The 16,326-nt window shown below is 31.7% G+C and carries 15 protein-coding genes; all 15 read right to left on the bottom strand.

Annotated elements, in window-relative coordinates; genetic code table 11:
- Positions 1–296: 296 nt before the first annotated feature.
- Positions 297–830: a condensin complex protein MksE gene (locus ACY2RX_RS14350; protein WP_490104673.1), complete on the bottom strand. Its 534-nt coding sequence runs from the start codon at positions 828–830 to the stop codon at positions 297–299.
- Complete coding sequence (locus ACY2RX_RS14355) at positions 811–2,034, bottom strand: hypothetical protein (RefSeq protein ID WP_490104674.1); 1,224 nt, start codon at positions 2,032–2,034, stop codon at positions 811–813. The genes ACY2RX_RS14350 and ACY2RX_RS14355 overlap by 20 nt, the downstream gene beginning before the upstream one ends.
- Positions 2,027–2,815 carry a Wadjet anti-phage system protein JetD domain-containing protein gene (locus ACY2RX_RS14360; protein ID WP_490104675.1) on the bottom strand — a complete coding sequence of 263 codons (789 nt, stop codon included), beginning with the start codon at positions 2,813–2,815 and terminating at the stop codon, positions 2,027–2,029. Before ACY2RX_RS14360 ends, ACY2RX_RS14355 begins: the two co-directional genes overlap by 8 nt.
- Before the next feature lie 25 nt (positions 2,816–2,840).
- Positions 2,841–5,570 carry a hypothetical protein gene (locus ACY2RX_RS14365; protein WP_490104676.1) on the bottom strand — a complete coding sequence of 910 codons (2,730 nt, stop codon included), beginning with the start codon at positions 5,568–5,570 and terminating at the stop codon, positions 2,841–2,843.
- 326 nt (positions 5,571–5,896) lie between these two features.
- Entirely contained in the window at positions 5,897–6,985 is a 1,089-nt protein-coding gene (locus ACY2RX_RS14370) for a hypothetical protein (protein WP_490104677.1), read from the bottom strand.
- 151 nt (positions 6,986–7,136) lie between these two features.
- Positions 7,137–7,901: a riboflavin biosynthesis intermediates N-glycosidase gene (ybiA, locus tag ACY2RX_RS14375; RefSeq protein WP_490104678.1), complete on the bottom strand. Its 765-nt coding sequence runs from the start codon at positions 7,899–7,901 to the stop codon at positions 7,137–7,139.
- Between the two features lie 152 nt (positions 7,902–8,053).
- Complete coding sequence (locus tag ACY2RX_RS14380) at positions 8,054–8,728, bottom strand: hypothetical protein (RefSeq protein WP_490104679.1); 675 nt, start codon at positions 8,726–8,728, stop codon at positions 8,054–8,056.
- A gap of 329 nt (positions 8,729–9,057) precedes the next feature.
- Positions 9,058–9,705, bottom strand: a complete 648-nt coding sequence (locus ACY2RX_RS14385; RefSeq protein WP_490104680.1) for an SMI1/KNR4 family protein — start codon at positions 9,703–9,705, stop codon at positions 9,058–9,060.
- Between the two features lie 327 nt (positions 9,706–10,032).
- Entirely contained in the window at positions 10,033–10,599 is a 567-nt protein-coding gene (locus ACY2RX_RS14390; RefSeq protein ID WP_490104681.1) for a hypothetical protein, read from the bottom strand.
- Between the two features lie 403 nt (positions 10,600–11,002).
- Positions 11,003–11,749, bottom strand: a complete 747-nt coding sequence (locus ACY2RX_RS14395) for a hypothetical protein (RefSeq protein WP_490104682.1) — start codon at positions 11,747–11,749, stop codon at positions 11,003–11,005.
- A gap of 309 nt (positions 11,750–12,058) precedes the next feature.
- On the bottom strand, positions 12,059–12,805 hold the full coding sequence (locus tag ACY2RX_RS14400) for a hypothetical protein (protein ID WP_490104683.1): 747 nt from the start codon (positions 12,803–12,805) through the stop codon (positions 12,059–12,061).
- A 157-nt stretch (positions 12,806–12,962) separates the two neighbouring features.
- On the bottom strand, positions 12,963–13,463 hold the full coding sequence (locus ACY2RX_RS14405; RefSeq protein ID WP_490104684.1) for a hypothetical protein: 501 nt from the start codon (positions 13,461–13,463) through the stop codon (positions 12,963–12,965).
- Positions 13,463–14,128 carry a hypothetical protein gene (locus tag ACY2RX_RS14410; RefSeq protein WP_490104685.1) on the bottom strand — a complete coding sequence of 222 codons (666 nt, stop codon included), beginning with the start codon at positions 14,126–14,128 and terminating at the stop codon, positions 13,463–13,465. Before ACY2RX_RS14410 ends, ACY2RX_RS14405 begins: the two co-directional genes overlap by 1 nt.
- A 72-nt stretch (positions 14,129–14,200) precedes the next feature.
- Entirely contained in the window at positions 14,201–15,232 is a 1,032-nt protein-coding gene (locus ACY2RX_RS14415; protein WP_490104686.1) for a hypothetical protein, read from the bottom strand.
- Between the two features lie 314 nt (positions 15,233–15,546).
- On the bottom strand, positions 15,547–16,188 hold the full coding sequence (locus ACY2RX_RS14420) for a hypothetical protein (RefSeq protein WP_490104687.1): 642 nt from the start codon (positions 16,186–16,188) through the stop codon (positions 15,547–15,549).
- Between the last annotated feature and the right edge of the window lie 138 nt (positions 16,189–16,326).

The raw sequence follows: 16,326 nt of genomic DNA on the forward strand, positions 1-16,326 counted from the left end.
GAATGCTCAGCGTAGCTGCGCGGACGTTCGGCGGCATTAGCCCGCTAGGGCTTGATGCCGCCGAACGGTTTTGTGTATGAAAAGTAGCGGATTTGATGCACTAATTTTTTCGGCTTATAACTGACCTCTAATTTATTAATTTTCTTTTGTTTAAGCATTTAAGCGGCTATTTTTTATATACGTTGTTGTACACTGGCTTTGTTCCGTTCTGTTTGTCATTCAGCGTTGGAAAAGACATACTCTTTTGTGATTTTTGGTGTAGCAGTGGATGAAGCGAATTGCAAATGTGTATGACCTTAAGCGTTGGCATTTTCTTTATTTATTTTTACCTTCAGTTTTTCTTCTGCTATTTCCATAGCAAAAGTGAAAAACAATTTTACTGCTTTAGTAAACTTGAATTTGTTACCATCCAAAACGATTAAATTTTTGCTACGCCAAGTTTTTAAAAACTTTTCAAATTCAGAAACGGTAGTTTTTTCTAAAATTTCCCATTTACTAGATTGTCTTAATAGCTCTTCTGTTTCGTTTATGTCAAATGAACCTAATTCAATTTTATCTCTAAAATTTTTACCTGAATAATCAAGCTCTCTTGACAAGATAGCTAAAAACAAAGTAAAGTCTCTAGTTCTTTTTTCGTTTACTTCATTTGACGATAAATAGGCAAACTCTGCTTCAATATTTAGATTGTAATTAAACGATTTCATAAAAAATTCGGAATAATCATCTTCTAATTCTTGAATTTTGTAAAACAAAGGACTAGGTGAAATAATGAACTTACCATCTAATAATTTATTTACTATTTTATTATGTTCATTTGGATATTCTCTCATATACTATCACTTTAGGTATCTTAATTGAAGCATCTTTTAAATCTATTATATTTCTTTCATCAGTTTTGTATTCTGCAACTATATCATCTTCTAATAGAAGATTGGTTAAAGAGAAAAATTTTGATAATGTGATTTCATCAGTATGCTTTTTTAAAGCATTGAAACACCATAAATAAAAATCTTCAACTTTATCCTCTTTTAGTAACTGTTTTTTAAAATATGCAGAATCAGGAAGCCATTCTAATTCTTCAATTTGTTCTTCGTAATATACATCAGAAGTCTTATAGTTAAATTGGTCAACAAAAAATTCGGCTTCACTATGAAATTCTTTGAAGATAGCACTTCCTTTAGTTTTCTTTATTGGGCTTGGAATAGGAATAATATAGTTTTCGGGATAATCAATATTTTCTACAAAATGATAAAATCCACTTAAAATTATGGAATCACTTTTAATTCTATCCAACAATGGTCTTAATTCTCTTGTTAGTTTTTGCAAGTTTTGGTCTAATTCAGCACGAGCATAGACAACTGCGCCATACAGTTTTTTATATTCTCTTTTTAGTTTAAAACTGTCTGCTAAATATTGTTTTTCACTTGTATATTTTTGAATTTCAACTAAAGCAGAATAAAATGATTCTGGATGTCCTTTTTCTAGAATTTTATTTAATGGCTCAATATATTCATCAATCCAAAAAACAGCTTTTTCTAATCTTTTTGATAAATCAGAATATTCATCAGCATTTACTTTTAAAGATTCCGTATCACTTAAAAGTCTTTGAGTTTGCCTGTGAATATCGTTTAAGAATACATCAATGACGTTTATAATATTTTGAATTAAAACAGTTGTCTTACTTGATTTATTCTTTGTTTTTAGATCAGAAAACAATTCAAAAATGGTTTTATATCTTTCTTTTAAAGTTGTTGGCAAATCAAGTGTAAAGTCATCAAAAAGAAACTGCAAGAAATCTGCGTAACTTCTATTTATTTTAAAATCTTTGGTAGGTAACTGTCTGCAAAATTTAACATCAATTAATTTGGTTAATGATATTTTAGGTTCATTACTAATATTGTATTCTTCAATTAAAGTTTCTAAAATATCAATATCGATAATAAAGTCAGGCTTACTATAGTTAAAAGCATCTTGTACAAATTCGTAATGATTTTGCAAAAATTTAAGTATATGTTTTCCTGAAAGTTTAATCATTTTTAAGTTTTACGAATAGTGCTTGTTGTTCTAAAAAGCGTTTGGTTTTATAAATTTTATCTCTAATCTTTATGACATTTTCATCAACAGATTCTTTTACTTCTTTGGTAGGATTTTGTTCTCTTCCTTGTTTGGTTTTAATGGTTCTTGAATACATATTAAAAAGTTCTTCATAATCTAAAGGAATAAAGAGTTCTGCATTTGGAAATACTTTTTTAACCATTAGATAATTATGTAAACCTTTAAAATCATAATCTGAAAAAATCAATACTTTTTTTGCCTTAAACTTTTTTAAAACAGATTTTCCTAAACCACCATAGGTATGAATGAAAATGAAACTTTTATTAATAACTTTTTCTGCTAATAAGAATGAATCAAGGTTTTCTACAATGCAAATACTTTCAGTTTTTAATTCATTAACTTGTGCTGAAAAAGTTCCAAATTGATTTGTGAATTTTTCTAGCTCTACAACTTCAGAATTTATAAGCACATTTTTAAAACCTCTTACCAGTATTACATTTTGGCTTGTTCTTTTTGTTGCTTTTGTATTTCTGAAAGTTCCAATATTCCCAATTGCAGAAAAACTATTTTGAAGCTCTTTTGGAAACTTACGTTTAAAATAACTCTCCAAATTTTCTCTATCGTTTAAAAGGTAGCTTCCTCCACCTGTAACAGCTTGTGAATATTTAATGAATTTGGCATTAATCAAGGTGTCAAAATCTCCGCTTTTTTTTACAGATGCGCTTATTGAAGAAGCGTTAACTTTTTCTTCTTCAAGCATTTTTAATATAAAGTTGAAAAACGTTTTATTCTGCATCTCGATAAATTACTGGGAATGATTGTAGTTCTCCAAATGAAATTTTTCTTCTTTGGTTGTTGGAATCTTTTTGAGGCTCTTTTATTAGATAATATTTTTCAATTCCCTCAACTTTTCTTGGTGCTGCAAAAATTGGCACAAAATGATTTGTTTTACAGAATTGAATTAAGTGTTTCACATTTTTTTGTCCAATTGAATCAAGTTCATCTATATAAATAATCACACGATTTTCTGAATTGTTATGTACTAGTTCTTTAAGAATATTGAGAAATAGATATAGTTTAAGAACAATATTGGTCCCTCTTGATTGAACTTGTTTTGAAAGGTTAATAGTTTCTGTTTTCCCTGTAACTTTTGTTATTTCTACATTGATTTTAAATAAATCAATAATATTGATGGTCTTACCATTATTGTTAGATAGTTGTCTTTCTAAAGCATCTTTAGATTCCTCATATGAATAGGACTTTCCAAAGTCTAATCTTTCCGATAATTTTAGTTTGGAAATTTTATCTAAATCGTTGATTAAATCTTCATTCTCTTCAATTCTTACTTTAACACTCTGAATATTTGAAATAGGATATTCAGCTAACTTTTGGTTATAACTTCTTGAAACAAAAGTTTTAAAATCTCTAAATTGCGTTAGAAATGAATCTGTGGGACTACCAATTTCGTGTGAAAGTGTATCTAAAAGTCCATCAATAATCTTTTGAGATTGAGGTATATTAATAATTTCTTCATCAACATCACGAATAAATCTTTTAATGTCCTGTACATCCATTTTTAAAGTGTTGTTCAAGTCATTTTTTAGAGAAATTCGATTTTCTTTTATGCGTATAAATTTTCTGTATTTTGATTGAAAGTCATCATAAATATTTTCAAAATTTATTTCTAAAATTTCTTCAATTTCATAAATATCAGTTGTTTCCGATATTACTTGATACTGATTTTTGAAAATTTTAAGGTCATTTTGATATTTTTTCCTTTCTTCAATTTTTAAGGACAAGGTGGTTTTGGTTTTGTCAATTTCTAAATCCTTATTTGTGATTTTATCGATTATCTCTTTTAGGCTCTTTTCGAGTAATCCTATTTTTGTTTTGTTACTCTCAATTTTAGAGAGTAATTCGGGTTTTTTATCAATTCTTTCAATGAATTTAGTTTTGGTTTTGATAGACGTTTTTAAATTATCGATTTTTTTCTCAACACCTTTTCTGTTTTGAATAATCTCTAATTGAGAGTTTTTTTCATTTAACTCCTTTTCTTTAGATATAAGCTCGTCTTTAAGTTGATTAATAGTCGGTAATTCTGTTTCAATTGTAATACCAGAAACATCAATTAGCCCATCAAAAAACTGTAATGGAAAATCTGATTTGGTTACCTCTTTTTTAATTTTTGATTTATCAAGTTCAGCTACATCACGATTTAAAAAGGTATAGACCTTTTTAATTGTATCTTCATCTTTTGAAATATTTTGATAAAGTAAATTGTCAAAACGAGTTATTGCATTTTTCTTTTTTTCAATATCGTTTTTAAGATTTTTGATTGTGCTTAAAATCTCTTTTTCTGTAAACTGACTGCGTTCTAATTGGCTTAACTGCGATACTAATTCCGTTAGATTTTGTTCTTCTTCTAAAAGATTATTTTTTAATCCTTGATAGAGCAAGTTTTCAGTATCTGGTTCATAATCCTTTAATTCGTCTAATTCTTTAGATAGATTTGTGTTTTCTGTTTGAATTGCTGTTGATTTATTTTCATTGGTTATTTTTTGACCAATTAATTCATCTCGTTCATTTTTTAGAGTTGTATCTATTTCAGTCTTTAGAGTTTTAATGGCAATAGAGAGTTTGCTACTATCATCTATCTTATTTGATAACTCTTGCTCAATTTTGTTGAAATTATTTAGAAATGTATGCTTTAGCTTACCCAAAATAGCTTCGTGACTTATAAATTTGTCATTAAGAAGTTTTAGTTTTTCAAATTCAGGTTCTATTGAGATAAGACATTGAAGATGTGTTTTCTTTTTTTCAAACTCGTCAATTTTCTCAAAACTTGAACTTGAAAGAACATTCAAAGGAAAGTGCTGCTGTCCATCAGCAACCAAGAGAGCATTTTTAAAAGATTTCTCATTAATGTCACTTGTCCTAATCAAATGTCTGTAAATATCAGTAAAACTATTAGAGAATGATTTTCTGCCGTTTCTTTTGACTGATTTTTTAAGCCAAACTACTGGGTTTTTATTCTTGTCAGAATTGTAAACTAAATTGTATAATTCCTCGTTGGTAAGTTTTATAGGAACATCAGTAGGATTTTTTAAAGTAAGTTTTTGAAGAGCTTCATTCCATTTTCTAGCTTTAAATTTTCCATTTTGTATTTCCACAAAACAAGCTTCGTCATATTCTCCTGTAATTTTATAATACTCAATGGTGTTTTCAGGTGTTGCTTTTACAAGAATAGAGTAGTAGCCATTTTTTAGAATTTCAAAAATGATGAAACTGTGCAAACTTGTTCCGTCAAAATAATGCTTCATTGAATCGGACAATTTCCTGTCATCTTCAAATCTCATTTGTTCTTTGTCTGTAATGTATAAAAAATTGAGAGCATTAATAAAAGAACTTTTTCCAACATTGTTTTCGGCTGTAATTTGAATACTAGCACTTTCTCCGATGTGAATACTTGCTTTTGCGTATAGTTCAGAATTTATGATTACAATTTTATTTAGCATTCTTTCTTTTTAGTTTTTTCGAGCGTTGGCTAAAAACAGCTCTTTTGGTTTTTTGTGTTGGCTTTTGTGTCGTGAAAAACCAAATGTGCTGTTTGTGCGGCTGGTTTCTATAGCTTGTGTACAACGTCTCGGTGTATGGCTTGTTGCGTGCAAATTAGCGATTATTTTTCGGTTGAGCACAAGCCAGATTTTTAAATTTTACTATTTATCTTTTTTGTCGGAAATCGTCAAATTTAAAAATTTGGCGACTTTCTAAATATGCCTTAACTTAGGTTTAAACAACTGATTAGCAATGAGCTATACACGTTGTTGCCAGTAGTACTTTTTTATTCTCGATTAATTTGATGAAATCCACTTATCTCAACAATTGCTTGTATAACATCATCTTGGTCAGACTTTTTATTCCAACCTTTTTGTGCTAATTCAGCTCTAACTTCACTTTCCGATTTGTCCATTTCAAAAAGATAGATTGTATATTCGAGAACCTTTTCTGGAATCTTTTCAATAATATAATTCATTGTTATACCTGCAACTTTACCTTGAGCCAGAAAGAAAGGGAAAACAAGTTGAAAAATCCAACTCAAAGTAAGTCCAATCCATCCAGTATTTAAATCTTTAATAGTTAAACCATTTTCAAATCGCATTTTCATAAATTCAAAAAATCCAAGTTCAGAAATGTTGTTTTCTATTATTATCAATTGATATTGCGTAAACTGATTTGTAATAAACATTATAATCATCATTCCGCCAATTATTAACTGAATTGGTCGAAATTCAATATAATTGGTTTTCTTTAAAACTTGTCCAAAGAAGTATCCGATTCCAAATCCAATTCCGAGTTCATAAATTCCAATAATGTATGTGAAATTAACGGTTAAGAGCGCAACTAAAACTCCAAATAAAATTGCGATAATTAATCCACCAATTATTGAAAGTGTTAAATTCGGTTTTCTAAATTGTTTAGGTTTTGGCAGTTCCGTTGGAATTTCATAATCGGCCCAAGTATTTTGCTTTTCAAGCTCTGTTTCTAGTTCAACGAGTTTTCCGTTTTCTTTATATTCAGTCGCTAACTTTTGAAAAAGAGCAATGAATAAACCTGTTCTTAAAGAGTTTCTACCAAAATCAATTAAATTACCTTCAAGTGTTCTGCTATGAACTTTAATTCGACCAGAAGCTTTTTTCGTAACCGTAATTTTTTCTGTCAATTTGTTCCAATCTCCTTTTCTTTTGGCCTCAACAGATTTTTTGTCTCTATGGACGATTGGCCATTCAAGCTTCTCAAATACCTCGATAGTTAATGGGATTATTTGACTGTCTTCAATTTCCGTTTTGAAAGATTCCGAAAATTCAGGCGTATACTTAAAACTGTATTTTCTTTTTATTGTTGACTGTAGGTTTTCGTATTCTGTCTTCATTTCGGTATTACTGGCAACGGTGTTGTGTATGATTTCGTTGCGTGTTTCAGTAACTAATTTAATAAATACAAACCGAATAGAAAATCCGCGAGGATTTTCGTAAGTAGGCGAACACTAGCAATGAATTATACACGTTGTTGCCATTAGTTTTTTATTCGTAATCATCATTATACCAACCTTTCCATTCTCCAGTTTCAGGATAAGTCAATTCGTAAATTCTCTTTTCAGATGCACTTAAACTGTCCAAATATTTACTCAATTCCATTATATGAGTTTCTCCATAACCCATTCTCCAACCAATACTATATTTGTCAATTTCTGGATAAGCTAACCAAGGTGGTAAAATTGGATTTTCGAGAGTTTTAAATTCTCCAACTTCATTCAGAATGTCTCTTGTTTCCATTAAAGCGTATCCGAGTAAATTCAGTCCATTCCAAAAGTACGGATTTTCAGCGTCTTCATTATTTTGAGCGAGTCCAATTCCCCAAATATTGTCGACAGGACTTGCCTCAACCAAAATTCGGTCATTTGTATTTCTTAAAAACTCCGATAGCTTTGGGTTTTGACTAAACTTGTGAAAATTACCTCTTACAACTATTTCAAATCTATTTTCTTCCCAAATTCGTTGGTTGAAGTTCTTTACTTGTCTACCAAGTTCTTTTACTTTTCCAGCTTTTGAGCTTTTGATTATTTGTTCGTAAATGTCTTTGTCATTAAACAGCAAAGCTTTTTCAGCCATCATAAAATGTTCGGCTGTTTGATATTCAATTCCGTTAACCTCAAATTTGGATTCGTACCATTGACTGAAACAAGATTTAGTTATTAAATCAGGTTTCGTGTGTCCCCAAAATAATAGGAATTTCAGGTTTTCGCCTGATTCAAATCGTTCAATTATTTTCTCGTTCGTGTAGTTCATTCAAATTAATGGCAACGGTCTCGTATAAGAATAGTTGCGGGTTTACGTGCTAGGATTTTCCGAAGGAAAATCAGACGTAGTAAACTTGCAACTACCTTTGGTTAAGCCCAAAATTGAGCAATTATTTTTATACATTGTTGGGCGTAGTTTTTTTAATTCATTATTCCCCATACAATTCCAATTATTGTTAATATTCCGACTACAAATGCGATTATTACGTTAGCTTTATTCCAGTTAGATTCTTTTTGCTCTTTTCCATTTCCAATCGACTGATTTTTAATTTTACTCTTTTTGTTTATAATTACATTTTCCGCATTTAATATACTCGAATTTTCTTCTTTCACCTTCATTTTTTCGTTAACCCAGTCAGTTAAAATTTGTTCTAAATTATCGTAGTCAAAGTCTTTCTTTTTTGATTCCTTTCGCTTTTTGACTACAGAAATAATTTGGTATTTAATATGTTTATAAAATTCCGTTTTGTCTCCTTTAAAATAGTATAGGTGATATTCTATGAAACTTGTGCATTTATATAAAGGGTTAAATCTCTCCAAAAAGTCAACGAACGAACTGTCTAAAAAATCATTTATCATTTGAAACTTCTCATTTTCAGAGTAGTTTAATTTATTTGCAGCGTAGGGAATAGATGGGTAAAGGCTTATTTCAAATTTGTCAGTTTTGGGGTTGTTCGGTTCGTAATCTTTAGTCCATTCTCCATCTGAAAACAGATGAAACTCTTCCATAAGAATTTCAGTCAATTCATTCTCGTCTTTGCCTTTGTAATCTTTTTTTGGCAAATGAACTTTGAAAAAATTATGGTGTTTTATCATTCGGATCTCGTTTTTTAAATTACGCCCAACGTCCGCGCAGCTATGCGCATTTTGTACGAGTGAAAATACGGAGTATTTTAGACTTGTGCAAATTGCGTATAGCTGAGTGTTCTGCGGCGTCAAACGCCGTAGAATGCTCAGCGTAGCTGCGCGGACGTTCGGCGGCATTAGCCCGCTAGGGCTTGATGCCGCCGAACGGTCTAGTGTATGATTTCGTTGCGTGTTTAAGCATTAAAGTTAGCAAATAAAAACGAATAGAAAATTCCAGCGGAATTTTCGTAAGTAAGCCTTTACTAGCAATGAATTATACACATTGTTACCTGCTGGCTTTATTCTTTAAAATTTTTTTTCAATCTGTTCCAGAAACTTTGTTTATCCGATGTAAATTGACTTTTTGGTGTCGTTTTTTCGATATTCTCTTTCAATTCTCCATTTGCATTATGCAATTCCATTAGTCTGTCTATTTCGCTTAATATCATTTCATTCAAATTGTTCCATTCATTGAGTGGTCTTGTGTCATTTTCTTTACATCGATATACTTTGTTGTTCTTTTTATCAATGTATAAATGAGAGCCATTTCCCCAATCATAGCCACCAATGAAAAAATATTCAGACTTGGCATTTTTCGGTCTTTCATAAAGATTAGTGGTCAAAATCGAGAATGGTAATCGATTTTCGATTTCTTTTGTTCTGTTATATGATACTCTTAATCCATCTAGACAAAATGTTGTGTTGAAAATATGAAGTCCATTTGAAAATTGTAGGAACTTTTTATAGTCTGTTGGTATTTCAGTTTCTAATTCTCGTTCAAGCCTATCAATTTCCTCTTTATTTAGTCCTTTGTATATAGAATGTAAATAAGCTAAAGGTGCAATGTGAGGTGCTTTACCAATTAATTCAGTTCCATTAGATTGTTTTTCAACACCTAAATTTTCATATTTGGATAATCTATTTCTAATTTCTTTTCCTATGTTCATCGGTTTGTTCAGCTTGCAGGTAACGTCCGCGCAGCTATGCGCATTTTGTACGAGTGAAAATACGGAGTATTTTAGACTTGTGCAAATTGCGTATAGCTGAGTGTTCTGCGGCGTCAAACGCCGTAGAATGCTCAGCGTAGCTGCGCGGACGTTCGGCGGCATTAGCCCGCTAGGGCTTGATGCCGCCGAACGGTTTTGTGTATGGTTAGTTGCGTGTTTCAGTAACTAATTTAGTAAACAAAAACGAGCGCGAGAAAATTCCGAAGGAATTTTCCAAATAAGCAAAGACCAAAGCAATTAATTATACACGTTGTTGTACTGCGTTTTTTATTTCAATCCCACTTCATATTTTAAAGTCCAACTTCCGTTGTTTTTTGATAAATCAAAGTGTTCTATTTGGTTTTGAGTTTCTATTTTATAATTCCAATTGTCTTTAAACTCAAAATGATTTTCTAATTCTGGGAATAGGTTTTCTATTAGCCAAAATTTCATTTCATTAAGTATATTTTCGTCATTAACTAAAAATCCCCAAGTTCCGTATACATTAAAAATCCGTTCCGATTGTTGTTCGGCAGAAAAGTAAACTATTCCGCTTATGTATGAGTGTTTTCCAATTTTGTAAAGAGAAAGTTTGTCTTCCGCAGTCAAATAGTCTTTAATCGTTGGAAAATAATCTTGATAATCAGAATTTGGGTCAATTCTGTAAGTCAGAGTTGAGTCAATTTCGGATAGTTTTTGTCCAATTGAAAAGATTGGTTTTCCGTTAAAATTTAAACTCAAAGGTTGATAAATTGAATTGATGTCAAATTTCTCAACTCGATAAATTGAGTCAACAATATTTGTTCTTTGCTCAATTCCATTTTCGGTAAATTTCTTGTCAGCTCTTTTTCCCATAGAAGTTCCGATAAAAATCAAAATTCCTATTAGCAATAAACTACCAATTCCGAGCAAGATTAATAATATGTTCAGGACTTTTTTCAAATGCAGTACAACGTCCGCGCAGCTATGCGCATTTTGTACGAGTGAAAATACGGAGTATTTTAGACTTGTGCAAATTGCGTATAGCTGAGTGTTCTGCGGCGTCAAACGCCGTAGAATGCTCAGCGTAGCTGCGCGGACGTTCGGCGGCATTAGCCCGCTAGGGCTTGATGCCGCCGAACGGTTTTGTGTATGATTAGTGGCGTGTTTCAGCACCTAATTTAGCAAATACAAACCAAATAGAAAATCCGCAAGGATTTTCGTAAGTGAGCGAGAACTAGCCATTAATTATACACGTTGTTGCCAACTGGCTTTTTATTCAGAGCATTATATTCTTTTCAGTCCATTCCTCATTGTCGAAACTCGAGAATATTACTGCATCTAATTCACAAGGATAAACCTTTGCTTTTAAACACAATTCTTGAATTCCGTCCGAAACAAAATGATAATATCCTTTATCGCTCAAAGGTGATGAAGTTAAACTTACAGGAAATCCAAAATCATTTAGCCAATTTGCAATTCTCGAATCAATCGGAAGTTCATATTTTGTCAATCCTAAAGCTTGAAGGAAATTCCTTGATTGTTTTGGGCCAAACCCTTTAAGCCAATCATTTAAAAAATCCGCTAATTCTCTTTCAGTTTCTTTGGATTGATTATTATCCAAGTAATTTAATTTTGATATTAAATTCCAATTATCGTGTTCTATTTTCTCAATGTTCTCTGCGAAAAAGGCAGAGATTTTATTAATATATCTTGTTAGTCCGTTTTTCTGAAGAATCTGCTTTATTAGCAATTCTACGTTTTCTGATTCAGCGATTAATTCAGACGTAATTGGAAAAGGTTTTATACTTAAAAATTTTCCAACCACAGAATTTGGTCCCGAACGTTGTTGAGAAGTCAAAAGACACATCATTAAATTCTGAATTATTATATTCTTGTTTATTTCAATGTTCTTTTTTTCGACATTTCTTTCTCTCCGATTTTTCAAGAAAAAATTGTCATTTTCTTTCATAACATTTTTCACTTTTTGAATATCAGATTCATTAATATTCCAAGAAATTTTCATTCAGTTCGGATTTTTTTCAGCTTGTTGGCAACGTCCGCGCAGCTATGCGCATTTTGTACGAGTGAAAATACGGAGTATTTTAGACTTGTGCAAATTGCGTATAGCTGAGTGTTCTGCGGCGTCAAACGCCGTAGAATGCTCAGCGTAGCTGCGCGGACGTTCGGCGGCATTAGCCCGCTAGGGCTTGATGCCGCCGAACGGTCTCGTATAACCGTCAGTTACGGGATTAAAGTTAATGTTTTTCGGTTTAGCACTGACGTTAGCAATTCCGAGTGGATTCGGACGTAGTCGAATCCGCCGTAATTGCGGTTATACATTGTTGTGTGCAGTACTTTTTCTTTCATTTGTTATTATTTGTTCAGCCCAAGAAACTTTCTCAGCAAAACTTTCTGTTTCAAATTCAAAATATTTCTGTTGAATTTTGTTAAGAGTTTTGTCTGACAAAATCCAATTTATTAATTCCTCCGCGTTTTCTTTTTGGTCGTGAAATCCGCTTATTTTTTTTCTATCAAAAAGTGTCGTTTGTTCGTCAACTATAAATTCCGCTAAATGCTTTGTTCCAGCTTTTGATTCCGATTGAGTCCAGACGTCAAGCAAATCAGAGAATTTTGGGTAAAAATGAGCAATAGCAGAAAAGTAATCTTTAAACTCAAATTCTGCTTTTCGGCTGTTGTCATTTACAATACTTTCCCAAAGTGCAATCATAAATTCGTGTATTACTTTTTGCTCTTCTTCTGCCCAATTTTGGAATTCCGCAAGAGTAAGTTTGTCAAATGCAATCCAAATTTCGTAAGGTGTTCTTAATTCAGCCGTTAGCTCAAAAATTCGAGGAAGAAAATGTTTATAGTCGTTCGCATTTCCCCAAGTTGTCATTGCTTTTCCTGTGAAACGAGATAAATCATCCTCATCTAATTCTCGCAATGGTTTTGAAAATAATTCCTTATTCCACTGATCCAAGTCATCATAATTCGGACTTCCATTCATTGCAGAATTACTATGATACTTTTCAAAAGTCTCATACAATTTCTCAATGTTATTTTTTAATTTCTCGGTCATTTTGGGTATTGCACACAACGTTTTTGTATATGATTTGTTGCGTGGTTAAGCACCTAATTTAGCAAATAAAAACCGAATAGAAAATCCGCGAGGATTTTCGTAAGTAGGCTAGAACCAGCAATAAATTATATACGGTGTTGTAACCAGTTTTTTATTATTAAAAATACAATAAACTTAAAAAGAATAATGCAATTACAAGTAATATAAATCCGATACTCATTAAAACGTTAATCCTTTTTTTTGTAATCGACCAAGTGTTAAATTCTTTAAAATATTTTAAATATATGTCATCTTTAAATGTAGTGAAATGACAAATTACATAAGAAATTATACCAAATACAATGAAAACATATTTAGGCAAATCAAATTCAAATTTAAAGACTTTCAGCGTAATAATAGTTAAACTGATAAGTATTATAAAAGTTAGGCCAATAAGCCAACCACCAATAAAATTTAAGCTCAAACCATTTTTTTGATTTGTCCAAAAGTCATCCAAATATTCTTTTGTGTTTTCTATTCCATACTTCGTTTTCATTCTTCTTTTAACAGCAGGAATTTTGTATAACAAAAGAGCAGGATTTATTTTGTTAAAGAGAAAATGAATTTTTCTCTCAATTAGGTATAGGCAAAAGTGTAAAATATTTAATCCTCTTTTCATTATTCAATTTCTAATTCACATACTTTTCCGTTTTCGGTTGAGAAGTGAATTTTAGTTTTTCTTTTTTTATAATGATGAACTTTTGCATAAACAACATTGTCCCAAACCCAAGTTATTGAATCATTACTTATTTTATTCGGTTTTCCAATCAATTTTTCCACGTAAACTTTGTCAAATCCGTTCAGCTTTGTAATTCCGTTTTCCTTAACACGTATCATTTTCACAATCCCATTTTTCAGCACGTATTGAATTCCGTTATTTGTCAAAACCCAACCATTCTTAATGTCTATGTTTTGACTTTTATCTTCTTTGTCATAAAATTCAGAAATCAGTTCGATTGGTAATTCAGTCAAATTTTGTCCGATTTCAATTCCGTTAAATTTCAACAAATCAGAGCTGAAATCAGATTCAAAAATTACTTCTGGATTATATGTGAACTCGGTTTTTCTCAAATTGGTTACAACGTCCGCGCAGCTATGCGCATTTTGTACGAGTGAAAATACGGAGTATTTTAGACTTGTGCAAATTGCGTATAGCTGAGTGTTCTGCGGCGTCAAACGCCGTAGAATGCTCAGCGTAGCTGCGCGGACGTTCGGCGGCATTAGCCCGCTAGGGCTTGATGCCGCCGAACGGTTTTGTGTATGGTTAGTTGCGTGTTTAAGCAACTAATTTAGTAAACAAAAACGAACGCGAGAAAATTCCGAAGGAATTTTCCAAATAGGCAACGACCAAAGCAATTAATTATACACGTTGTTGTGCGCTGGCTTTTTTTTATCCCAAATTTGTGCAGAACTAAATACACGATTTTCATCCTTTAAGTCCAAAAATGGTTCCCAAGTCGTAATTTCCATATCTGCTGTTCCTCCCTTATTTGAGCATAATATCTCTTTTATATTTTTATAAATTTCTGCATCTTCTTTATAATATCCTGGAAAAGCTATGCTTATTTGTGCGTTTCTAGATTTAGTTTTAAGAACAAATGTGTTTAAGAAGCAAATTAATTCTTTCGGTTTATTAATAGTATTTACTCCGATATACATTTCTGGAAATTCATAATTAACCCAAAAAGGGTCAGTAATAATATCCTTTTCTGGATTTAATATTTGTTCTCTTACAATATCTAAATTTTGATTAAATAGAAAAATGTGTCCATACTTTTCAAATCCAAGTAAGTATCCAATTTTTAAAAGAGCTATTGATGCTAATCTCATATCTCCTTTGTCTGGAAGTTTCATATTGAATTTTAACTTTTTCGTAAAGAACTTGCCAAATTCACCTTCGATTGGGAAAAACCCTTTTTCCTCACTTTTTATAAACCTATCATATTCTTTCGGGTTTGAATACTTGCTTTGAAGATTTAAAGTCATTTTTCCTTTTTCGTCAAAACTTAAATCAGCAGTTACTTTTGAGCCATCGTCAATTTCTAATTTTGTTCTATGTTTAGAATTAGGACTGAAATTTTTAAATTCTTGTTCTAATAGATAAGTTAGCAATTCAACGTCAGTTTTGTGTCCGCTTTCATTGTTACATTTTTTGCAAGTCAAAATATTGTCTTTGCCTCCTAAAGACTTTGGTGGATTATGTTCTAATGTTAGATAATTCTTTCCGTTAGGCTTTAAGTCCGATTCAAGAAAAACATCCAAACATAAAGGACATAAAATACCACTGTCAAATTCGATATTAAATTTGGCATTCGTTTTTTCTTTTATCCACTTTAAGTTTTGAGAATAAATTTCGAAAATCTTCTTTTTCTTCTTGAACTTGCTCATTTTTCAGCTTGCGCACAACGTCCGCGCAGCTATGCGCATTTTGTACGAGTGAAAATACGGAGTATTTTAGACTTGTGCAAATTGCGTATAGCTGAGTGTTCTGCGGCGTCAAACGCCGTAGAATGCTCAGCGTAGCTGCGCGGACGTTCGGCGGCATTAGCCCGCTAGGGCTTGATGCCGCCGAACGTGGTTGTATATGGTTTGTTGCGTGGTTAAGCAACTAATTTAATAAATAAAAACCGAATAGAAAATCCGCGAGGGTTTTCGTAAGTAGGCTAGAACTAGCAATAAATTATATACGGTGTTACCAAAAGTTATTTTATTACTTTTTTAAATCTGTTCCAAATGTTTGTTCCAGTTTTAAATTCATTTTCATTCACTTTTTCCCAATCCCAAGAAATTTCTTTATCAGAAATGACCTTTGCTTGAGCAGGAAATAAATCAATTTCAATTATTTTATCAGAACTGTTTTCAATTTCCATCTCAATTGTTTCATAACCAATAAATTCAATGTTGTAGTTTGCTTTCGGACTATTTTTATCGACTAAAAAAACTTTGTTTACTTCATCAAAGAAAAAGTGTTTTCGGTCAGATGTTCGTATAATATTAGCTGGAATTTCAATTCCGTTTTCGTCCTTAACTTTGAATTCAAGTTTAACTTCTTTTTCGGATTCGGCTTTAGAATCTGTTATTTTAATTTCACTTTTTAGAACCTGTTCTGCTTTATCAAAAATCAAGTTTAGTCTTTCGTCCTTCAATTCAAATTTTCCACTACCAATTGTCGAAACTCCTAAACATCCAGAAACCATATAATCAAATCGATTATTTTCTTTAAAATCAATACACGTTACATCAGATTCACCTATCGGAACAGAACAATATTTTCCTTCTAACTTTTCTTGAGAAAAAGTCACGATAGAAATCAGAAGTATTATTATTTGCAGAATGATTTTCATAATTTTTGGTAACGTCCGCGCAGCTATGCGCATTTTGTACGAGTGAAAATACGGAGTATTTTAGACTTGTGCAAATTGCGTATAGCTGAGTGTTCTGCGGCGTCAAACGCCGTAGAATGCTCAGCGTAGCTGCGCGGA

Source organism: Polaribacter sp. 2405UD43-2, from assembly GCF_058147125.1.